At 73.4% G+C, this 21,640-nt stretch carries 15 protein-coding genes; 2 read left to right on the forward strand and 13 right to left on the reverse strand.

The genetic code is table 11. The features are described from left to right. Positions 1 to 16 precede the first annotated feature (16 nt). The 8 genes from ACWDBE_RS22410 to ACWDBE_RS22445 all read right to left on the reverse strand — a co-directional run bounded on the left by ACWDBE_RS22410 (position 17) and on the right by ACWDBE_RS22445 (position 12,478). On the reverse strand, positions 17 to 532 hold the full coding sequence (locus ACWDBE_RS22410) for a DinB family protein (protein WP_449791965.1): 516 nt from the start codon (positions 530 to 532) through the stop codon (positions 17 to 19). A gap of 345 nt (positions 533 to 877) precedes the next feature. Then, the gene (locus tag ACWDBE_RS22415; protein ID WP_449793491.1) at positions 878 to 1,909 is read right to left on the reverse strand and encodes an NAD-dependent epimerase/dehydratase family protein; all 1,032 of its coding nucleotides are present in this window, start codon (positions 1,907 to 1,909) and stop codon (positions 878 to 880) included. Between the two features lie 17 nt (positions 1,910 to 1,926). After that, a complete protein-coding gene (locus tag ACWDBE_RS22420; RefSeq protein WP_449793490.1) occupies positions 1,927 to 2,505 on the reverse strand; it encodes a flavin reductase family protein in 579 nt (192 codons plus the stop codon). Then, positions 2,502 to 2,999 carry an acyl-CoA thioesterase gene (locus tag ACWDBE_RS22425; RefSeq protein ID WP_449793489.1) on the reverse strand — a complete coding sequence of 166 codons (498 nt, stop codon included), beginning with the start codon at positions 2,997 to 2,999 and terminating at the stop codon, positions 2,502 to 2,504. The genes ACWDBE_RS22420 and ACWDBE_RS22425 overlap by 4 nt, the downstream gene beginning before the upstream one ends. Beyond that, positions 2,999 to 8,881: a type I polyketide synthase gene (locus tag ACWDBE_RS22430; RefSeq protein ID WP_449808861.1), complete on the reverse strand. Its 5,883-nt coding sequence runs from the start codon at positions 8,879 to 8,881 to the stop codon at positions 2,999 to 3,001. The genes ACWDBE_RS22425 and ACWDBE_RS22430 overlap by 1 nt, the downstream gene beginning before the upstream one ends. Before the next feature lie 284 nt (positions 8,882 to 9,165). Next, positions 9,166 to 10,233, reverse strand: a complete 1,068-nt coding sequence (locus ACWDBE_RS22435; protein ID WP_449808862.1) for a carboxymuconolactone decarboxylase family protein — start codon at positions 10,231 to 10,233, stop codon at positions 9,166 to 9,168. Positions 10,234 to 10,295: 62 nt separating this feature from the next. Next, a complete protein-coding gene (locus ACWDBE_RS22440; protein ID WP_449793486.1) occupies positions 10,296 to 11,951 on the reverse strand; it encodes a GMC family oxidoreductase N-terminal domain-containing protein in 1,656 nt (551 codons plus the stop codon). Beyond that, positions 11,948 to 12,478 carry a DUF5987 family protein gene (locus ACWDBE_RS22445; protein WP_449793485.1) on the reverse strand — a complete coding sequence of 177 codons (531 nt, stop codon included), beginning with the start codon at positions 12,476 to 12,478 and terminating at the stop codon, positions 11,948 to 11,950. The genes ACWDBE_RS22440 and ACWDBE_RS22445 overlap by 4 nt, the downstream gene beginning before the upstream one ends. Before the next feature lie 448 nt (positions 12,479 to 12,926). Here ACWDBE_RS22445 and ACWDBE_RS22450 point away from each other — a divergent pair, with 448 nt between their 5' ends. Then, positions 12,927 to 13,706, forward strand: a complete 780-nt coding sequence (locus tag ACWDBE_RS22450; RefSeq protein WP_392870656.1) for a helix-turn-helix transcriptional regulator — start codon at positions 12,927 to 12,929, stop codon at positions 13,704 to 13,706. Positions 13,707 to 13,844: 138 nt separating this feature from the next. Here the strand turns inward: ACWDBE_RS22450 and ACWDBE_RS22455 are convergent, their stop codons facing one another. The 3 genes from ACWDBE_RS22455 to ACWDBE_RS22465 all read right to left on the reverse strand — a co-directional run bounded on the left by ACWDBE_RS22455 (position 13,845) and on the right by ACWDBE_RS22465 (position 17,225). Beyond that, positions 13,845 to 15,203, reverse strand: a complete 1,359-nt coding sequence (locus ACWDBE_RS22455; RefSeq protein WP_449808863.1) for a cytochrome P450 — start codon at positions 15,201 to 15,203, stop codon at positions 13,845 to 13,847. Positions 15,204 to 15,205: 2 nt separating this feature from the next. Continuing rightward, positions 15,206 to 16,180, reverse strand: a complete 975-nt coding sequence (locus ACWDBE_RS22460; RefSeq protein WP_449808864.1) for a DUF1702 family protein — start codon at positions 16,178 to 16,180, stop codon at positions 15,206 to 15,208. 64 nt (positions 16,181 to 16,244) lie between these two features. After that, positions 16,245 to 17,225 carry a DUF1702 family protein gene (locus ACWDBE_RS22465; protein WP_449793483.1) on the reverse strand — a complete coding sequence of 327 codons (981 nt, stop codon included), beginning with the start codon at positions 17,223 to 17,225 and terminating at the stop codon, positions 16,245 to 16,247. Between the two features lie 248 nt (positions 17,226 to 17,473). Here ACWDBE_RS22465 and ACWDBE_RS22470 point away from each other — a divergent pair, with 248 nt between their 5' ends. Then, positions 17,474 to 18,199: a maleylpyruvate isomerase family mycothiol-dependent enzyme gene (locus ACWDBE_RS22470; protein WP_449808865.1), complete on the forward strand. Its 726-nt coding sequence runs from the start codon at positions 17,474 to 17,476 to the stop codon at positions 18,197 to 18,199. An 87-nt stretch (positions 18,200 to 18,286) separates the two neighbouring features. Here ACWDBE_RS22470 and ACWDBE_RS22475 read toward each other — a convergent pair whose 3' ends face one another. Both ACWDBE_RS22475 and ACWDBE_RS22480 read right to left on the reverse strand, forming a co-directional pair. Further along, on the reverse strand, positions 18,287 to 19,294 hold the full coding sequence (locus tag ACWDBE_RS22475) for an enediyne biosynthesis protein (RefSeq protein ID WP_449790531.1): 1,008 nt from the start codon (positions 19,292 to 19,294) through the stop codon (positions 18,287 to 18,289). After that, positions 19,291 to 21,273 (reverse strand): FG-GAP repeat domain-containing protein, encoded by a 1,983-nt coding sequence (locus ACWDBE_RS22480; protein ID WP_449790532.1) that lies wholly within the window; start codon positions 21,271 to 21,273, stop codon positions 19,291 to 19,293. The genes ACWDBE_RS22475 and ACWDBE_RS22480 overlap by 4 nt, the downstream gene beginning before the upstream one ends. Between the last annotated feature and the right edge of the window lie 367 nt (positions 21,274 to 21,640).

The raw sequence follows: 21,640 nt of genomic DNA on the forward strand, positions 1-21,640 counted from the left end.
TCGCCGGCAGGAACGGCTAGTAGTAGCCCTTCGAGCCGTCCAGGAGCTCCCGGACGATGTCGGCGTGCCCCGCGTGCCGTCCGGTCTCCTCGACGAGGTGGATCAGCATCCAGCGCAGGTTGGCGCCGCCGGCGCGGAAGCCGGTGTGGCGGCCGACGTCGTCCAGGGAGGCCGCCGCGACGATCTCGTCGCTGCGCGCGCACTGCGCCTCGTACTCCGTGAGCAGTTCGGCGAGCGGGCGGCCGCCGGTGCGCCAGTCGGCGTCCTGGTCCGACTCGTCGAACGACGGGTTCTGCTTCTCGTCGCCGCCGAGGAACAGCACCTCCAGCCACAGGTGTTCGGTCCAGCGCATGTGCGAGACGAGACCGGCCATCGTCATCGCGGGGGAGTCGGGGAGGACGGAGCGGTGCGCGTCCTCGTCGCTCAGCCCCTCGCACTTCCAGCGCAGGATCTTGCGCTGCAGGTCCAACCAGCCGACGATCGCGGTGCGTTCATCCGCCAGGAGCGGGGGCCGTTCCAGTTCCGATGCCATGGCCGTGCAGGCTACCGAGACGATCCGGCGGGCGCACCGGAATTTACGCGGTGCGACCTGGCGGGCGGGGAGTGGGAAGTCGGCCCGGCCGACTTCCCACAACCGGGCCGCCCCCCGCCGCCGGGGGGCACGCCATGGGGGCCCCCCCGCGGGGGGGGGGGGGTGAGGTGGGGGGGGGGGGGGCCGGCGGCGGCGCCGGGGGGCGCGGGGGCCGCCGCCCGGGCCCGCGCCCGGGCCGGCGGGCGCCGGGGGGGGCCCGGGCCCCCCCCCCCCCCGGCCGTCGGGATGGCCGTCGGAGGCGTCTCAGGCCTTCCGTCCCAGGCCTTCCCTCTCAGGCCCTCCGCCTCACACCTTCCCGTCCCCGCCGAGCAGGCCGGCCTGGGCTGCGGTCAGCCGGCCCTGGGCGTGCAGCCAGCGCACCGTGTCCGCCATGGTCTCGGCGGTCGGCCTCGGAGTCAGCCCGCCGGTGCTCGCGGCGGGGTCGACCGGGGTCGCGCAGGCGCAGGTGTAGACGGCGCCGTACTCGGCGGGGATGTGCCAGGGCCAGCCGCGCTGGACCAGGGTGGCCAGGGCGCCGACCGGCAGCATGGCCCGGGCCGGGAGGAAGACCGCGGGCAGGCGCCGCCCGGTGACCTCCCGCAGGGTCCGCACGTACTGCCGGGTGGGCAGGTGGTGGCCGGGCCCGAAGTGCCGGTCGGAACCGGCCCGCGGCGCGGTCAGCAGCCTGGCGTGCAGCCGCGCGGTGTCGCGGACGTCGCCGACCGGGAAGCCGCCGAGCGGCCAGATCGGCATCAGCCCGCGCAGGGCGTTGCGCAGCCGGGCGTTCTGGTCGCCCAGCCCCGGGTCCCGCGGGCCGAGCAGTGCGGGCGGGTAGCTGATGACCACCGGCGCGCCGTCCCGCTGGTGGGCCCGGGCGATCCGCTCGGCCGCGGCCTTGGTCGCCATGTACGTGTCCCGGGGACGGCCGACCGGGGAGTGCTCCCCGAGCGGCCGTCCGGGGGACGGCAGCAGGGCGACGATGCTGGAGACGTGGACGATCGGGTCGGCGCCCGACCGGCGGGCGGCCGCCAGCACCAGCTCCGTCCCCCGTTCGTTGGTCCGGCGCATCCGCGCGTTGTGCCGGCTGTCGAAGGAGTACACGGCGGCCGCGTGGAGCACGGCGTCGGCGCCGCGCACCGCGCGGGCCGCGCCGCCCTCGTCGGTCACGTCCCCGACGACCAGGTCGACGGCGCCCGGGTCCACCTCCAGCAGGCCGAGGGCCCGCTCCGCCGCGGCCGGGTCGCGGACCAGCATCCGCACCCGGTGCCCGTCGCGGACCATCGCCGCGACGGAGTGGATGCCGACGAACCCGGTGCCGCCGGTCACGCTCACCAACATCGAGCCCATCCCCCCGCTCAGCCGATCCCGTCCGGGTCCGCGCCGATGCCCCGGTGGAAGGCGCCGCGGTAGAACAGCAGCGCCTGCCGGTCGTCGGCCCAGTCCGCGGCCAGCACCTCGCCGAGGAAGATGGAGTGGTCGCCGCCGTCGTACTGCTCGGCCAGTTTGCACTCCAGCCAGGCCAGCGAGCCGGCCAGCAGCGGGGCGCCGGTGAACGGTCCCGGCTGCCAGTCGAGGCCGTGGAACTGCTCGGCCCCGCGCGGCCTGCCCTTGTTCGCGAAGTACCGTGCCAGCGGCTCCTGCTCGGCGCCGAGTACGGAGACCGCGAAGGACCTGGTGACGGTGATCGCCTCGTGCATGGTCGCGGAGCGGGCAACGCAGCAGAGCACCATCGGCGGTTCCAGGGAGACCGAGCTGAACGCGTTGGCGGTCATCCCGTGGACGTACTCGCCGCCGGTGGTCATCACCGTGATCCCGGTGGCGAACCTGGCCATCGTCTCGCGCAGGGCGCCCGGCAGGACGGCCCGGTTCTCGGTGGCCGGCCTCCGTACGTCCGCCGGCCGGGCGTTGACCGGCAGCCGGCCGTTGCCGATCACAGCGCCCGCCCCGTCTCCACCGGCCCGCCGGGCGCGGCCTGCGCCGCGACGGCCCGCGCGACGGCCGGCCCCTCGGCGTACGGGGCCAGCGCCAGGCGCAGTTCCTCGGGCACCCGGGCGGGGACGGTGGCCGTGTTCGGCCCGCGCATGCACGCGATCCGCTGCCGGCCGCGGGCGACCAGGTTCTCCTGTTCGCCGTCGATCCGCAGGTAGTCGAAGGTGAACTGGATCTGGGTCTGGGTCAGTTCCTCCAGGCGCATCCGGACGGACAGCTCGTCGAAGGAGGTGATCTCGGCGAAGAAGTCGCACTCCACCTTGAGGGTGAACAGCTTGAGGTCGTCCCGCAGTTCGGCGAGCACCCCCGGCGCCTTGTCCTTGAGGAACATCTCCCGGCAACGCCCCTGCCAGCGCAGGTAGTTCACGTAGTAGACGTTGCCGACGAGGTTGGTCTCCTCGAATCCGACGGTGTGCCGGATCTCGTAGTAGGACGACATCAGTTCTCCTTCCCGACGAGGACCGCGAAGAGCACCGGCTCCGTGCGGTCGTTGACGGTGGTCACCCAGGTGGCGACGGCCGCGTCACCGGCGGACAGCACGACCCAGCCGCCGGGGTGGACGCGGTCGAGCGTCAGCGCCTGGGTGGTCGCACCGGACTTGCGCAGGCACTCCAGCGCGCTCCAGACCCTGGTGCCGGCCACCGCCGGGCTGCAGCCCGCCTCGGCCACCAGCAGGTCCCGCAGGGCGAGTTGGCCGGCGCCCAGCAGCGCGTCCCAGTCCTCGGCGGTCCGCTCCAGGACGGTCTCGACATCGCAGGCGAGCCGCCCCCGCCCGGCCACCGCCAGGGTGAGTCCGGGGCCGTGCGAGGCCGACACGGTGACTCCTTCGAGCCCGGGCGCGCCGGCGAGTTCGGGCTTGCCGTCCGGGCGGTGGCGCAGTTCCACCGGCCGGCCCAGCGCCCGGCCGAGGGCGGTCTCGGTGCGGGCCCTGCGGTCGCCGTCCGCGGCGCCGGTCTCCGCCGTGGCGTCCGCCGCGGGTTCGACGACGACCGCGCGGCTGCCGCCCAGCACCCGTTCCAGGCCGCGCTCCAGGTACGAGCCGAGCATCGCGGGCACCCACGGGCCGGCGCCGTCGCGCTTGCGGACGGCGACCAGGGTCAGCCCCTCCCAGCGCTCGACGACCTTCCCGGACGGGGTCCGCACGTCGACGTCGTAGACGTAGCTGTCACCGTCCTGCGAGCGCTCCCTGGCGTCGAGCACCACGTACTCGGTGTCCTGGTCGGCCGGATCGGCCAGCCAGAGCCGCTCGATGCCCTGCGGCAGCAGGGTGGCGTCCGGCACGCAGCACTGGATGGCGTGCATCATCGCGTCCCGGGTGCCGGGGTCGGCGAGCAGCTGGTCCTGCGGCAGGTAGGCCGCGAACCACGGCGCCTGGGCGGTGGTGGAGATCTCCGCCAGCGCGTGCCGGGCGCCGGCCCGCCGGTACTCCAGCAGGCGCTGGAACCGCTTGCCCTGGAAGAGCACGCTGCCGTACAGCTCGGTCACCGGGTCCACCGGCACCGCCGGCAGGCCGAACCCGTCCGGCACCGGGGTGTCGGGCACCTCGGTCCTGGGGTAGCGCAGCCTGGCCCGGAAGTGGTCGGCCGCGAAGTCGGTGCCCTCGCTGCGCAGCACCACGTCGACCGTTTCGGGGTCCCGGACCAGGGCCGCGATCCGGATGGTGGTCGAGCCGCCCGGCCGGACCACCACGGGGCGGCGGAACTCGACGTCCTCCAGCAGCGGCGGGCCCTGGTGGCCGCTCACCGCGGCGGCGACCTGGGCCATCGCCTCCATGCCGAGCACGGCCGGGAAGAGCAGGTCGTCCTGGAGCCGGTGGTCGCTCAGGTACGGGTCGCCGCCCTCGGTCAGCTCGGTCTCGGTGATCAGCTCGATGTCCGGGTGGTGCGCGACCACCCGCTCCACGAACCTGGTCAGCGGCAGCTCGCGCCGGGCTGTGGTGAGGGTCGGCAGGCCGCCGGCCCGGCCGCTGACCACCAGGACGGGGCCGGCCGACGGGTCCGCGAGCACCTCGCGCAGCACCTGGATGCCGTTCTCGGTGGAGATCGGCGTGATGCCCTCGCGGATCAGCGCCTCGACGACGCCGAGCCGTTCGCCCATGCCGGCGCCGGACCAGACGGACCACTCCAGGGCGATCGCCCGGGCCTTCGGGTGGCGCTGCTGGAACCGGAGCGTCAGCTCGGTCATCCAGTCGTTGGCGGTGGCGTAGTGCGCCTCGCCGCGCAGTCCGGCCCGGCCGATGATCGAGCCGAAGGTGATCAGCAGCTTCAGGCGGTCGGGTTCGACGGCCGCCAGGACGGCCTCCAGGCCTTCGGTCTTGGGTGCCAGGGTCCGGTGGAAGTCCTCGACGGTGAGCGCGTCCAGGGCGGCCGGTTGGTTGCGTCCCGCGCCGTGCAGCACCGCGGTGACCGGGCCGAGCCCGCTCTCCAGCAGGGCCACCGCGGCAGCGGTCTCCTCGGGCGAGGTCACGTCGGCGCGGGCGTACCGGTAGCGCAGGCCGGCGGCGTCCATCCGGGCGAGGTTCCCGGCGAGTTCGCGGTCGGCGGCCGGATCGGCGCGGCCGATCAGGGCCAGGGCCGCACCGGAGTCCTGCGCCATCGCGAGGGCGCACTCGGCGGTGATGCCCTTGCCGCCGCCGGTGACCAGCAGGACGTCCCGGGCGTCGAGCGGGGACTGGCCCTCGGCCGCCGGACGCAGCTGCAGCGGCCGGAGCACCGGGACGGTGCGGCGGCCGTCCGGCTGGTACCGGACCTCCGCGAAGCCGGCCGTGGCGGCGGTCTCGGCGACCACCCGGGCCACCGCCTCCTCGCGGGCCGCGCCCTCGGGGGCGGTGTCGGGCAGCTCGACCACCGTGGTCGGGACGGACGGGTGCTCCAGGTGCAGGGTCTTCGCCAGCCCGGCGGCCCCGAGCCGGTGCTGGACCACGACCAGCCGGGTGCCCTCGGGGGCGGCCAGCACGGCCCGACCCGCGGTCAGGAAGAGTTCCGCGTCGTCCGGTCCGCACGCGTCCGGGAGGCAGAGCAGCACGCCGTCGCCGAGGCCCGACGCCGCGAGCGCGGTGCGCAGCGGCTCGGCGAGCGGGTGGCCGGGCGTGCTGTAGGCCGTCCAGGCTCCGGCGGAGTCCTGGGGGCCGGACTGCGGCCAGGCCGCCGGGGTGGGCAGGGCGGGCCGGGCGGCCTCCAGGTGCTCGACCGCGAAGGGCCGCACCCACGGGGCCACGCCTGCGACCTCGGCCGCCGACTCGCCGCCGTCCTGCGCGGTGTCCGCCAGCTGGTCGATCAGCTCCGCGATCCCGCCGAGGTTGACGGTCGCGTAGTTGGGGGTCGCGGCGAGCACCGGCCGGCCGAGCGCCCGGGTGACGTCGTTGACGATCTGGCCGATGGTGATGGAGCTCAGGTGCAGGTCGTCCATCGGGTGGGTCTGCGCGGTGACGGAGTCCAGCGGCAGCTCGACCCGCTCGGCGGCGAGCCTGCGCAGCAGCTCCAGGGTGGAGTCCGCGCCGGTGTCCGCGGCCCCGGGCTGTCCGGCGGGCGCGTCCACGGCCTGGCCGCCGTCCTGCGCGGCCAGCTCCGCGTCGATGGCCGGGGCCGCCTCGCAGGGGTTGGCCAGGAAGGTCATCGCGCCGTCGGCGGGCAGTGGCCGGAGCAGGCGGTCGCCGAACAGCGCCTGGGTCCGGACGGGCACGCCGAGCACGTACGCGGCGCCGGCGATCCTCAGCAGCGGGCCGAGGGAGGCGCTGTCGGTGTCGACCGCCAGGGTGGCGCGGTCCGGTGCGATCTCCGCCAGCAGGCCGGACAGCACCCGGCCCGGGCCGACCTCCACGACCAGGTCGGCGCCGTCGACCGCCACGGTGGCGGCCTCCTGGAAGCGGACCGGGAGCAGGACCTGCTCGCGCAGGACCTCGCGCAGGTCGGCGGACGGGTCCAGGAGCCGGCCGGTGACGGTGGAGGCGATCGGACGGACCGGCTCGCTGAAGTCGAACTCCGCCAGTTCGGCGGCCATCGCGACCGCGGCCGGCTCGACCAGGGGCGAGTGGAAGGCGTGCGAGACGTTCAGCCGGGTCGCCGTGACGCCCTCGGCCGCGGCCCGGCGGCACACCTCGTCGACCGCCTCGGCGGGGCCGGAGAGCACGGTCTGCCGGGGCCCGTTGTAGCCCGCGACGACCACGTCCAGTCCGGCGGACAGGGCGGCCGCCCGCTCCGGGGTGGCCGCCAGGCCGGCCATCGCGCCGCCTCCGTGGCTGGCCCGGGCCATCACCTGGCCGCGGATCGTGGCCAGGCGCACCACCTGCTCCTCGTCCAGCGCGCCCGCCCAGTGCAGGGCGGTCAGCTCCCCGAGGCTGTGGCCGACGGCGGTGTCGGCCCGGATGCCGAGCGCGTCCAGGACCCGCAGCGCGGCCAGTGAACCGGTGACGATGCGCGGCTGGGCCACCTGGGTGGCGACCTGGTCGGCGCCGGTGGGCGGGGCGGAGGAGCGGAACACCTCCTCCGCCGTGGCGAACCGGCGCCGGATCGCGCCGACGGCGCCGCGGCCCGAGCCCTGGCCCGGGAAGAGGTAGGCGATCCGGGGGGCGGTCCTGGCACGGCCGAGGAAGACGCCCTCGCCGGCCGAGAAGGCCTCCCGCGCTCCGGAGTCGAGCAGGGCGAGGAGCCGTTCCAGGCCGCGCACGGCGTCGTCCGGGCTGGTCGCGACGACGGCGGCGCGCACCGGGCCGCCGGACAGCCGGTCGGCCAGTGTGCCGGCCAGGTCCGCCAGTTCGGCCTGGGCCAGCTTCGGCACCAGGTCGAGCAGCCCGGTCAGCTCGGTGCGCAGCGCGGCCGGGTCCGGGCCGTCCAGCAGCAGCAGTTCGGCGTCCTGGCGGCCGGCGACCAGCCGGGTGGTGCGCTCGTCGAGCGCCTCGCGCCGGGCGCTGCCGGGGGCCTGGGTGACGGCGACGTGGGTGTTGATCCCGCCGAAGCCCATGGCCGACACCCCGGCCCTGACCGGCTGGTCGGCCGGCCAGAGTTCGGCCTGGCGCGGGACGTACATGGCCGCCTCGTCGCCGAGCAGGCCCGGGTGCGGGTCGAGGTGGCCGGTGCCCGGGGGGATCACCTGGTGGTGCACGGCGAGGGTCGCCTTGATCAGGCCGGCCACGCCGGCGGCGGCCTTGGTGTGCCCGAAGTTCCCCTTGACCGTGCCGAGCGCGGCCGGACGGGCCGTCGGGTCGCCGGCGCGGCGCGCGGAGGAGAGCGCCTCGATCTCGGTCGCGTCGCCGAGGGCGGTGCCGGTGCCGTGGCCCTCGAAGTAGGAGACCGTCTCGACGCCGTAGCCGGCCCGGTGGTAGGCGCGGGTCAGCGCCAGCCGGTGCCCGCTCGCCTCGGGCCGGGTGATGCCGCCCTTGCCGTCGGAGGAGACGCCCCAGCCGCTGATGCTGGCGTAGATCCGCCGGCCCTGCGCCAGCGCGTCGCGCTCGCGCATCAGGACGAGCATGCCGGAGCCCTCGCCGGGCCAGAAGCCGTTGGAGTCCCGGTCGTAGACCTTCATCTCGCCGGTGGCGAGGGCGCCGGTCTTGGCGAAGCCGATCACCTCGAACGGGTCGATGGAGAGGTCGACCCCGCCGGCGACCGCCACGTCCAGTTCGCCGTCGGCCAGGGCCTTCGCCGCGGTGACGACGGACAGCAGGGAGGAGGAGCAGGCCCCGTCGACCGTGTAGCCGCCGCCGCGCAGGTCGAAGTGGTTGCAGATCCGGCCGGCGATGGTGTTGGCGAGGCCGCCGGCCAGCGAGTCCTCGTCGATGGCGGGGAACGGCGCCTTGTACTGCGGTTCCAGTTCCTGGAGGAACTTCGCCACGTCCCCTTCGGACCAGCCCTGGCCGGTCAGCGCGGCGGCCACCGTGCGGCGCACGTACGGCCACCGAAGCCGCATGATGTTGGCCCGCGAGAATTCCCCGGTGAGGCTGTTTCCGACGACCACGCCGGTGCTCTGGTGGGGAAGTCCGGAACCGTCCGGGAATCCGGCGTCGGAGAGCGCTTCGGCGGCCACGTCGAGGGCCAGCCAGTGCGTCAGGTCGGTGGCCCGGTAGGTGCTTCCGGCGACGCTGTACTTGATGCGGTCGAAGGCGTAGTCCCGCAGGACCGCAGCTTTTTTCGTGTAGTGCCGGTCGGGCGCGCTCCGGTCCTCCGACCAGTAGTCCGCCTGGTTCATGCGCTCGTCCGGCAGCCGCCGGAAGGCCCGCCGACCACCCAGTACGTTCTCCCACAGTTCGCTCGCCGAATTGGCGTCCGGGTAACGGAGGCCGATTCCCACGATAGCGATCCGCTCACTGCTCACGTATTCACCACCCATGGAGATGAATTGACGGCAAATCTGTTGCCGACTCGACACCCTGCACTGTCGTCAATAGTGCGGCGGCGACCGTCCGGCTGTCTTCTCCGAGTTTGCTTTCCGCCTGGTGGGGGGCGGTGCTTTTCCATAACGGTGTGATTCCACGCCGCCGCTATTCGATAACGGCGTCATTTTCCGCGGGCCGGCCCGGGGGCTCCCCGGGGGCCGGCCGGGGCCTTCGCCGGGAACGCGCCGAGGCTCCCGCCGGTCGGCGGGAGCCTCGGGTGTGCGGGCCGTGCGCGGGGTCAGGGCCTGTCTGGCGGGCCCTGTCCGGCGGCCGCGGGAACGCGGTCGGCGAGCCGGGCGCCCAGCTCCCGGGCCGCCGTCAGGGCGGCCCAGGAGGTGAGCTCGATCAGCGTGGCGTCGCCGGGCCGGCCGCGCCGGAACTCGGCGACGAGGCCGTCGTCGACCTGGTACGAGGCCTCGGCGGTCAGCAGGGCCAGCCGGGCCGCCGGACGCTCGTCCCCGGGCAGGGCCGCCACGGCGTCCTCGACCCAGCCGCGGCTGATCCCCGGCGGCCGGCCGTCCCAGTCGGCCAGCCGGTCGGCCAGCAGGGCGCGGACGCCGTCCGGCACCGACCTGGCCCCCGCCGCGTCGATCGCGGCGGCCGCCCGGGCGAAGGCGCCGGCCACGCTGGGGGTGCCCGCCGCCCAGCGCAGGTCCTGCGGCAGCGGCGCGGAGGGCAGCAGGTCGAGCGAGGTCCCGGCCGGCGGGGCGACGCGCGCGCTGCGGCGCATCAGCCGGCCGAGGACCGCCCTCGCCGCCGATCTCGCGGCCTCCGGGAGTCCGGTCGGCAGCGGGCTCGGCGCGAGGAACAGGTTGACCATGCGGTTGAGGTAGTGGAAGGTGACCGCCACCCCGACCAGTTCGGGCACCGCCTGCGCGGAGAACGGCGGCGGCGCGCCCTGGTCCCGGTCCGCCCGGAACCAGTCCGCCGACGCCTCGACGGCGGCCCCGGCGCTGCCCGGGGCGGACACCCCGGGCAGCAGCGCGGCCAGCGTCGTCCCGTGCACCTCCACGCAGTACGGGCAGGAGTTGGCGGCCGAGACCGCCGCGGCCACCGCCTCCTTGGTCGCGCGGTCGACCCGCCCGCCGGCGACCAGGGTCTCCCGCAGCATCACCCAGGAGGCGGCGAGCACCGCCGGCGAGGCGGCGTGCAGGCCGATCGGCGGTGCCAGCATGCCGAACTCCCGCTCGACCTCCGCGAAGACGCCGGCCACCTCCTTCCCCGCGTCGGCCGGCCGCACCGGGGTGACCCGGTGAACCTGCGCCATGGACCTGCGCAGGGCCGGCCGCAGGAACGGCGTCGTCATGTGCGTCCTCCTCCAAGCTCGGTCTGGAAGCCCGGTCCGGAAGCCCGGTCCGGCGCCGGGCGCTACCGGCGCATCAGACCGGGCAGCTGCACCTGCACGCCGCGCCGGCCGCTGGTGGCGCCGTCCGGCGCGGGCGCGCCGTACTTGACGTTCACGCCGCGCTGCTGCGCGGCGGCCACGATGCCCGGGACCGCGCGCTCGGCGAGCGCCGAGATGGTCAGCGCGGGGTTGACCGTGAGCGCCCCCGGGACGGCGGAGCCGTCGGTGACGAAGATGCCCGGGTGGTTGCGCAGTTCCTGCCGGTCGTCGAGCGCCGAGGTCCGCGGGTCGTCGCCGATCCGGCAGGACGCCAGCGGGTGCACCGTGTAGGCGCCCACCAGGTCGTTGGTCCACGGCATGACACGGGCGAGTCCGTCGCGCTCCAGGATGTCCTTCACCACGGCGTCCGAATCGGCCCAGGCGCGCAGGGTGTTGGCGGTCGGCCGGTACGAGATCGGCCCGCGCCCGAGCATCTGCTGGGAGATCCGCTGCGCGTTGCCGGTGGGCGGCGGCGGGCCGAAGACGCCCTCGTTGTCGTCCTCGATCATGGTGAAGACAGTCAGCCAGGACTGCCACTGCCGGACCAGTTCCTTCTTCTCCACGCCGAACCAGCTGGGCCCGCTCGCGTCGGGCACCTGCGCCAGGATGGTGCCGAACCCCGGCGGGAAGTAGAGCTGTTCCAGGGAGAACCGGGAGTGTTCCGGCAGCGAGCCGTCGAGGTTGTCCCAGCTCGCCACGACCGGGCCCTTGCCGATCTGGTTGGCCCGGAACGCCGGGCCGTCGGAGCGCTTGAGCCCCAGCAGGTCGCGGGCCTTGTCCTCGTCGACGATGGCCGTGTTGAGGCGCTCCCCGTTGCCGGAGAAGTAGCGGCCCACGGCGTGCGGCATCTCGCCCAGGGCCGCCTCGGAGCGCTGGAGGATCACCGGGGTGGCGCCGGCGCCGGCGGCGAGCACGACGATCTTCGCGTCGATCGTGCCGCTGCCGACGTGCACCCGGTAGTCCTCGTCGTCGACGACGCTGTAGTGCACCCGGTAGCCGCCGTCGTCCGTCCGGGTCAGCTGCTGCACCTCGTGCAACGGCCGGATCTCGGCGCCGTGCGCGAGGGCGGCCGGCAGGTAGTTCAGCAGCAGGGAGCGCTTGGCGTCGAAGCGGCAACCGGACATCATCCAGTTGCAGTTGGTGCACTTCGCCCGGTCGATGGCGGCCGGGACGGGGTTGGCGGTGCGCCCCGCGTGCTCGCAGGCCGCGGCGAACAGCCCGCCCGAGTAGGTGACGTCGTTCCAGTCCTGCTGGGTGATGGGCAGCGCCTCGGCCACCCGGTCGTACCAGGGGTCGAGGACGTCCCGGTCGATGGCGGCCGGCCACATCCGCCGGCCGATGCTGCCGCGGCGCTCGAAGACGAACCGCGGCGCGCGCGGCATCGCGGCGAAGTACACCACGCTGCCGCCCCCGACGCAGTTGCCGCCGAGCAGGCTCATGCCGTCGCCCACCACGAAGTCGAAGATCCGGGTGTACGAGGAGCCGAGCAGGAAGTCGTGGTCGAAGTCGTCGGCCTTCAGCCAGGGGCCGCGCTCCAGGATGGTGACCTTGGCGCCGCCGGCCGCCAGGTGGTAGGCCGCGATGGCGCCGCCGAAGCCGCTGCCCACGATCAGGACGTCGGTGCTCTCGGTGCTTGTCATGCAGGACTCCCTGAAGACGTGGTGTCCGGGTGGGGATCGGCCAGCTGCTTGCCGTACGAGAAGTCGGGGAACCGCCACAGGCCGTCCTCGTCCGGCTTCATGAACCCCATCGCCGTGAGGCCCGGGTGGCCCGCCGCGAGCGCGTCCGCGGTGTGCATGTGGGCGGCGGTGTCGAAGGCCATGTTGGCGAACAGCGCCAGCAGGACCCACAGTTCACGTTCCTGGTGCTCCTTCCCGGTCAGTTCCTGCACCAGGCCGGTCCGGTCCGCGAACGGCAGCGCGACGAACGGCGGCACCGAGTCGTCGAGCCGCAGGCCGTGGTCGTCCGCGTACGCGCTCGCGTGGCGGTTCAGGGCCTGCTCGTAGTCGTCCAGGGCGTCCGACAGTCCGGTCGCCGGCGTCTCCAGCAACTCGATGGCGCCCGCCTGGACGGCGCCGCCGCCGGTCGAGGCGCCGGCCACCGCCCGGTCGTCGGGGGAACGCTTCTCGCCCGGGACGATCGTGTCCGCGAACGCTTCGAGCGTCATGGTCCGGTAATCGTGTCGATCCGAGGTAGGCGAGCCCACCGGCATCTCCTCAGGGGCTTGTCGAAAAGCGGGCCCGGCACGCACCGGCCGTCCCGATTCGCATACGCGACAGTGGCATCGTGCGCGCAATACGCCCCCGCAAGCATCTCCTGTGTTGCTGATGGCCTCCGGGGCCGTTCAAACATGAATTCCGGGACATCTCACCGGACGGCATGCCGAGGGCACGTGCCACCGGACCATTGCGTCTGTCATGTGCCTGCTGCTACGGTCGTCACTTGCTATGGCCGGCGACACTTTTCAGCTTCGCCTTTACCGAAGGGGGCCTCCCTTCGCTTGCCTGGCACCTCGTCAGTCGGCCTGTCAGCGCGGCCGCGACTTTCGTTCCCGATCATCGCAAGGGTGGAATCTCTGTTCATCCGCAGGTGCGGCGGAGAAGCTGGAGTCAATCATGACAACTGCCATCGAGCAAGCTGTTTCCCGGGCCATCGAGACCATGCACGAGAACATCGGCGAGCTGCTGACCATAGACGACATGGCGCAGGCCGCCATGTACAGCAAATTCCACTTCTCCCGTGAATTCCAGCGAATGACCGGGGTTTCGCCGAGGCGCTTCCTCTCCGCCATCCGCCTCGAAACGGCCAAGCGCCTCCTCATCGAAACGTCGTTCACGGTGACCGAGATCAGCCACCGCGTCGGGTACAACAGCGTCGGCACCTTCAGCTCACGGTTCGCCAGCAGCGTCGGCGTCCCCCCCACCGTCTACCGCCAGCTCGGGGGTTTCACTCCCCGGATCGAGGTCGACCCGCGCGGTCTGTCCCGGAGCACGGAGCTCTCGACCTTCCGCGGCGAGATCCGGGCCCCCATCGCGGGGGACCTCGGCCGGGTGTACGTCGGGCTGTTCCCGACCCGCGTCCCCGAGGGACGGCCCGCCGCGTGTACCGTCCTCCCCCGCCCCGGCGTCTTCTTATTCGACCAGGTGCCGGCCGGCACCTGGTTCCTGCTGGCGCACTCCGTCCCGGCCGCGTTCGACGAGGTACTGACGGGCGACCGCCCGGTCTCGGTGGGATCGGTCGGACCGATCGAGGTGCGGCCGGACGTGCCGCTGCTGCCGATCGAGCTCCGCCTGCGCCAGGCCCGGGTCCTCGACCCGCCGGTGCTGCTGGCCCTGCTGGACGCCCGGGCGGTGGCGCTGACCGCGCGGGCCGCCCCGATCACCGACACCGCCTGAGCCAGCGGCCCCGGAGCCCGGCTTCGAACCCGCGTCCGCGGAGCGTTCGGAGCCGGGCCCGGGCCCACACACGGAGCCCCCGCGACGATCCCCGGAGGGACGGTCGCGGGGGCTCCGCCGTGCGGCCCCGGGGCCCGGTCAGCCGGCCGGGTGCACGGTCATCGGCAGGCCGCCGCCCACCCGCAGCGACAGCATCGGCTCCGCCACCACCCGGTGGCCCGGCACCTTCCTCAGCCGCAGCTCCCGGGCGACCATGGCGATCGTGAACGTCGCCTCCAGCAGCCCGAGATGGTTGCCGATGCAGAAGCGCGGCCCCGCCCCGAACGGGATGTAGGCGTAGCGCGGCCGGTCGACCGCCCGGTCCCGGTCGAAGCGCTCCGGGTCGAACTGCTCCGGGGCGTCCCAGAACCGGGGGTGGCGGTGCAGGGTGTACGGGCAGATCAGCACGTCGGCGCCGGCCGGGACGTGGTACCCGCCGACCTCGTCGTCCGCCTGGGCCTGCCGCGGCAGGATCCACACCGGCGGGTAGAGCCGCATGACCTCCTCCACCACCATCGAGGTGTACCGCAGGCGGTGCAGGTCCTCGAACTCGGGCAGGCGGTCGCCCAGCACCTCGACGGCCTCGGCGTGCAGCCGGTCCATCACCTCGGGGTGCCGGTCGGCCAGGTAGAAGGTCCAGCCGAGGGTGCTCGCCGTGGTCTCGTGGCCGGCCAGCAGCAGCGTGACCAGCTCGTCGCGCATCCGCTGCCGGGCGACGGCGCGGTCGGGCTCCTGCCGGGTGGCGACGATCAGGCGGGACAGCGCGTCCTCCCCCTCGATCCGGGCACCGTCGCGGGAGACCCGCTCCGCCACCAGCCGGTCGACCACCCCCTGCAGGTCCTGCCGGGCCCGGCGGAAGCGGAGCTGCTTGGACAGCGGCACCCAGCCGGGCACCATGCCCATGGTGACCATGTCGAACATCGCCTGGTCCTGCACGGCCTCGAAGTCGTGCCCGACCGCCTCGAAGGCGCTGAGGTCGACGTCGAGCAGCGTGCGGCCGAGCACCCCGAGGGTGAGCGCCGTCATCTCCTTGACCACGTCGACCGGCCCGCCGCCCTCGTGCGCCCGCAGCCGGCTGACCAGCTTGGCCGCCTCCTCCGCGACGGCACCGGCCTGCTGGACGATCCGCTTGTGCTGGAAGGCGGGCTGGATCTGCCGGCGCTGCTTGCGCCAGAGCTCCCCCTCGCTGGTCAACAGGCCGTTGCCGAGGGCGCGTCGGGCCTGGGCCAGGCCGATCCCCTTGTGGTAGTTGGCCGCGTTGTCCGCGAGCACGTGCTTGGCGTGGTCGGGGTGGTTGAAGAAGTAGAGCGTCTTGGGGCCCATGGAGATCCGGACCGCGTCGCCGTACTCCGCCGCGGCGGCGCGCATCATCTCCAGCCGGTCCCCCACCAGCCTGCGCAGCAGGACCGGGGCGGCCCGGCGCGGCGGGCCCGGCGGGACCTTCCGGGTGGCGGCCACGGCTAGCACCCCCCGACGTTCCGGAAGCGGTCGGCGATGGCCTGGCGCCACAGCTCGAACGCGGGCACGGGGCCCGGCACCGGCTCGGTCGGCCGCAGCTCCTGGGTCACCGCGGCCGCCTCGACGGGCCCCATGCCGCAGAACACCCGGGTGGCCAACTCCGTGTGCGGCACCAGCAGTCCGGCCCGGATCCGGGCCTCGGCCGCGAACGCGCTGCCCTGCGCGACGATCGCCCGGTGCTCGCCGGCCCGGTCCCGGAACGCGCACAGTTCGGCCTCGTCCACGCCCCCGGCGTAGGTGGCCGCCAGTCCGGCGCCGCCGTAGAGGTCGGAGCGCCTGGACTCCGGGAACTTCTCGATCATGGTCGCGACCAGGTCCGGGTCGGTGCCGCCGACGAACCACAGGGCCCGGCCGATGCCCTGGTCGATCGCGCGGCCGGCGTACGACGGGGCGTCGTGGGCCGGCCAGGGGAACGCCGGGTCCCGGTACTGCCGGTGGACGTACCGGTCGGTGCGGAAGTACGCCTGGTGGAAGCCGTACCCGTCGAGCACCAGCCAGCGCAGCAGCGGGTCGAGCGCGTCGATGTCGGGCCAGAGGAACCTCGGCAGCCGGGCCATCGCCCAGCCGATCCCGACGTACACCATGTAGACGTGGTCGGCGCCGCGGCCCTGGAGGCAGCGGGCCACCGAGCCGCCGCCGGACAGCCGCAGCCCGTCGAGCATGGCGAAGCCCATTCCGGCGCCCTCGTAGGCGAAGCCGCGGAACCGGTCCGGGATCTCCTCCAGCGGGTATTCCGCCTCCGCCGGGTTGCGGGCCTCCACGGCGTGCGCGTAGCCCTCCAGGAAGCGCGCGCCGACCGTCTCCAGGAGTTCCTGGGCGGTCGGCGACTTCCGGTGGAAACCACGTGTTTCCATGAGCGTCTCAGAGGTGCTCGGAGTGAGAATTCGACGTCGGAGCGTCCGCCATGCAGTGGACACGCCTTACTCCTCTCAGGTCTCCCGCGGGGCGGCCGATCCGCCCCGCGGCTGCTTCGCACCGGGCCTAGGCGTCGCCGAAGTGGGCGCGCACGTTCGCCCGCCACCGTTCGTACGGGGGCGGACCGCCGGCGGCGCCCGGGGCGCGGTCGTCCACCGCGCAGTCGTCGGCCGCCTTCGCGGCCGCCTCGACCGACAGGCCGGTCAGGCCGGTCGAGGCGGTCTCGCAGTGCGCGGGGACGAACCCGGCGTACGCGCGCGCCTTGGAGGCGAACACCGAGCCCTGGGCGAGCTGCGCCCGGTGCGGGCCCGCCGCTTCGCACAGCCCGGCCAGGCCGTCGGCCGTGCCGCCGCCGGCGAAGGTCGCGGCCAGTCCCACGCCGCTCCACAGGTCGCCCTGCCGGTCCGCGTCGAACCGCCGCACCGCGTCGGCGACCTGCGCCGGCGAGCCGCCGTGGATGAACCACAGGGCCCGTCCGACGCCCTGGTCGAACGCCCGCGGGAAGTACTCGGGCGCGCCCTGCCACGGGTACGGCTTCGGCCGGCGCTGCTCGTCCACCCAGCGCCGGGTGTGGAAGTAGGCGAGGTCGAAGCCGTAGCCGTCGACGGCCAGCCAGCTCATCGTCGGGTGGTAGGGCGTCCCGGCGAGGTCCGGCAGCACCTTGCGCCACAGCGGCCGCGGCAGCCGCGCCATGGCGAAGCCGATGCCGATGTACGCCAGGAAGATGTGCGGCTGTCCGGGACCGGCCAGCAGGTCCCGGGTGCGGTGGCCCCGGCCCATCGCGTCCAGGACGGTGAAGGCCATGGTGGCGCCCTCGTAGGCGAATCCGCGCTGTTCGGGCTCGACCAGGGCGAGGCGGCGCTCGACCTCCCACTGGCTGCGGGCGTCGATCCCCCACTCGAAGCCGCAGACCACCGCGCGGGGCACCGCCTCCAGCCGTTCGGTGGACTCCGTGGGCGTCACCGGGAACCCGCGCCCGGCGAAGGTCACCGAGGCCAGTGACGGTGTCAGTACCAGTCGGCGCAACGATCCCAAGGTCGTCGGCACGATCCCTCCCAGGCTCACATCGGGAATTGACGGCTCCTCCATGCTCCTGACGTCACGTCATGGCCCGCATCTCCACGGTTGCGTTTCCGGGGGCCTCTTCAGACCCGCGTCTTCGGGAGTGCTCCGCGTTCCCTCCGTTCGGCCCGGCCCGGATCCCGGGCGCCACAATGGAACCGGCCCGTACGAGACCGGGTTCCCGGCGTCGTCGGTCCGTCCCCGTGAAGGTCGTCCCACCGAAGGAGAGCCGTATGAGCACGTATCAGCGGAACGCCGAGGCCACGCCCGGGTCGCTCTGGGACCGGGCGCCCGACCACCTCGCCTACCGCGGTTCCCGGGAGAACATCACGGCGCTGCTGGGCGACCGGCCCGGGGTGGCCGGGGTCGCGGTGCCCGCCTGTCCGGAGTGGACCGTGCTGGACCTGGTCGGCCACCTGCTGGAGGTCTGCCGGACGGTGGCCGCCGACGCGCCCGGCAACCTGTGGGAGGTCCCGCACGCCGACTCCGGCGACGGCCTGGACGGCCTGCTCGCCGAGTGGGCGCGGTTGGACGCCCCGGTGGAACGGGTGCTCACCGAATCCCCCCAACTGCGGCACACCATGCTGATGATGGACGCGTTCACCCACGAGATGGACCTGCGGGCCGCGCTGGGGGAGGCGGCGGTCCCCGACCACCCGTCCTACCCCTCGTCGTTGGACCTGGTCGTCCGGGGCTTCGCCAACGCGGTGCGCACGCAGGGGCTTCCGGCGCTGCGGATCGAGGCGCCGGGGGCCGAGTGGCTGGCCGGCGACGGCGAGCCGGCCGCCGTCCTGCGCGGGCACCGGCACGACCTGCTGCGCTCGCTCACCGGCCGGCGCTCGCTCGACCAGATCGCCGAACTGGCGTGGAGCGACGCGCCGCAGGCCTGGCTGCCCGCGTTCACCTGGGGCCCGTTCCGGCCGCCGGCACGGCCCGTCGAGACGGCGGCCGGGCGCTAGGTTCTGTCCGCGGCCGGCAGAACGGCGCTGTGGCGCTGCCCGGTCCGGGCAGCGCCACAGCGCCGTCGTGGTGCCACCCGCGGCGTCTCAGGCCGCGACCGCACCGACCTGCTGCGGCTGCGCGGCCGTCCCCTCCGGGGCGCCCGCCCCGGCGGCCTTGGCCTGCCGGGACTTCTGGATCAGGTGCGCGACCCACCACCCGATCCCGCGCAGGGCGCAGACGATGGTGGTGGCGTAGAACAGGGTGTAGACCACGTTGAACACCATCAGCACCCCGTAGACCATCGCGACCGAGGAGCCGAACATGAACTGGGCCTTGGCCTTCATCGGCGTGGTGCCCGGGTCGCTGATCATGTAGTTGGTGAACAGCACGAAGGCGACGCCGGTCATCGTGCCGAGCGCGGAGTACAGCGCGACGTCCCAGATCCAGTGCCGGACGAACGCCTGGATGGCGAACGCGCCGAGCCAGCCGACGATCAGCGGCGTGCGCTTGGTGAGCAGGGCGTTGATCACCGTTCCCGCGGTGGCGATGATCAGCGGGATCATCACGCGGAAGAAGGTGTTCGCGTTCTCGGTGAACTGGTACGGCGGCGAGATGCTGAACCAGGTGCCGAAGCACAGCAGCGACATCGTGATCCCGAAGTTGGACGGGTTCATGTAGTGCCGCATCCGGCCCGCGATCGGCGCCTGGAGGGCGTGCTTGCCGCCGACGCCGATGACCACCCCGAAGAACATCGGCAGCAGCTGGTTGTTGCCGTACGTCAGCATGTTGACCGCGAGCGCCGTGATGTGGGCCGGCAGCAGGAACTCGTAGAGCCCGCGCGCCCCGCGGCCGCGGAAGCGCGGCGCGCGCCGCTGCGCCCAGGCGCTGATCAGCTCGAAGCAGATCTCGCAGGTGTAGGCGGTGACCACCGCGATGAACGGCCAGAGCCAGGGCTGCTCGAAGCCGAGCAGGGTGTAGCCGAAGGCGTTGAACACGCTGATGGAGATGGCGAAGTTCCGCAGGGCCAGGTAGCGGGGGTCCTTCGGTTTCGCGGGGGCGGCCGGCGCGGCCGCCGGGGCGCCGCCGGGAACGGGTTGCGCGGTCGCGCTCATCGGTTCGGGACCTCCTGGACGTCGCTGGTCAGCATGAGGGTGTGGGTGCCGGGGTCGATCTGCTCGGTCTTCTCGTGCAGCCCGCCGCTCGCGTCCCGCCACGTCAGCTTGACGGTGACCGGGCCCTGCTGGGAGCCGAGGCCGAAGCGCACGTCGAAGCTGCGGTAGCCGCCGTGGCCGCCGCCGCCGTCGAGCTGGGAGATCTGGGTGCGGCCGTCCGGGGTCATGACGCACACGGTGGCGTTGTACGCGGGCGCTCCGCTGTTCACCAGGCCCTGGCCCGCCCCGCCCTCGGCGGTCGGCCGGTAGAGCCGCAGGTTCAGCTGGTTGCCCACGCTGGGCGCGGTGTTGGCGTAGAAGGCGGGCGGCCCCCACTGGCGGGCGACGGCGAAGTCCAGCCGGCCGGTCCCGGTGGTGTCGCCGGTGGCGAGGCCGCGGGTGGGTGTCGGCACGGCGATGCCCAGCTCGGAGCTGATGTTCACGTACGGGCCGTCGGGGGTCTTGGCGTAGAAGGCGATCGCCTCGTCCCCGGCGATGTCGTCGCCCGGCTGGACGTTGGGCCACATCGCGGGGTTGGAGAGCAGGTCGTCGTTGGTCATGGCCATCTCCTGCAGCCACGGCCAGCGGTTGATCTTCCCCTTCACGAAGCCGGTCGCCTGGAGGACGTTGAGGTCGCCGTTGTTGAGGAAGTCGCCCATCTTGGCGTCCCAGCCCCACCCGCTCCAGGCCATGCCGTGCTCCTGGGCCTCCTGGGTGAACGGTGCGACGCCGTCGGCGAGTTTGGCCTTCATGTCGGCCTCGTCCTTCGCCTTGTTGATCCAGACGAAGTTGCTCTCCTCCAGGCCCCAGGCGACGGCGATGTTGCTGACCATCATGTCGAAGTTGCCGTTGCGGCCGAGGTCTCCGAAGTCGACGCCCATGCCCTTGAACGAGCCGTTGCCCAGGACGAAGGACTTGGGGGTGCTCGGTGTGCGCTCGCCCGTGGCCTCGGTGAACCGGATGTGCCCGGGTGTCGACCTGTTGTACATCAGGTGCCCGTGGCCGAAGTCGTTGGCGATGTACATCTCGGGCAGTCCGTCGCCGGTCAGGTCGGCGCCGGAGATCGCCAGTGTCCAGCCGGTCGATGCGTCGAAGGGGATCGCGCCCTTCTCCTCCACGTACGACACCGTGGGCTCGGGGCCCGAAGTGCTCTGCTGCCAGCGCAGGACGTGGTCGCCGCCGGCGTTCCTGGCGCTGGACAGCGATTCGTTCATCACGACGTTCTTCAGACCGTTCGGGTCGAGCACGTCGGAGTCGGGGAAGTAGTTGCCGATCACGATCGACGGGCGTCCGCTGCCGTCGAGGTCGGCGACGTAGTCCGCGTCGGTGTTCCAGCGCGGGCCGTGGTACTTCCCGTCCAGCGACTCCGAGGGCACCAGCTCGCGCGGCACGTAGGAGCTCGCGGCCGGGGTCGTGGCGTCCGACCTGGCCATGAACAGGATCGGCGTGCGGCCCCAGTACGTCACCAGGAGGTCCATCCGGCCGTCGCCGTTGAAGTCGCCGGGCGTGCAGCCGGTGGGCGCCATGGTGTCGTCCATCGGCAGCGGCTTGCCGTCCAGCACGAAGGGCGTGAAGCGGTCGGCCGGCCGGGCGGTCGGCGTGTACGTCACGACCACGCTGTCGGTCCTGGTGTCGACGATGCACATGCTGTCGGCCACGCCGTGCCCGGTGAGGTCGTTGATCGCGATGCTGGCCCCGACCGAGGAGATCCACGAACGGATCTTCTGGTAGGCCGGGTTGACGTTCCGCACGGTCCTCATCGGCCGCTGGTCGTAACCGGGCGGCATCGCGATGGGCATCTCCTTGAAGCCGTACTGCTTCGCGACCTGTTCCGCTCCGGCCACCGCGACCGAGCTCCGCGCCGCGAAGAACAGCGAGGCGGCCACCAGGATCACCACCAGGCCGGGTACCAGTCTGCGGAATCGTTCATGGTATGTCACCGAATTCCCCTCTCGGCAGATCGTGTACGACCCTGCTTTCGCATCGAGTGCACTGACGCGACCGACTCCGGCGGGAGGAAGAAGTCCCGGGGTCCTGGATCCGCGTTCCCGAAATGCGACGGTGAATCCACTTCACTCGCAGGTCTACCCCACGAGCATGGACGCCGGGCACCCCCGGGGGCATCTCTCACATTGCTCACCGAACCCATACCGGCTTTGCCAAGACTTTTCCGAGCGGGGGAATCCCGGCGGCGCCGGAAATCGGTGGGCGCGACTTCCCGCCGGCCGGGCGCCCGTATTCCGCCGCGGCGGCCGGGGAAACGCCGAAGCGCCCTCCGGAGGTGCTCCGGAGGGCGCTTCGGCGGGT

Source organism: Kitasatospora sp. NPDC001132, assembly GCF_053598415.1.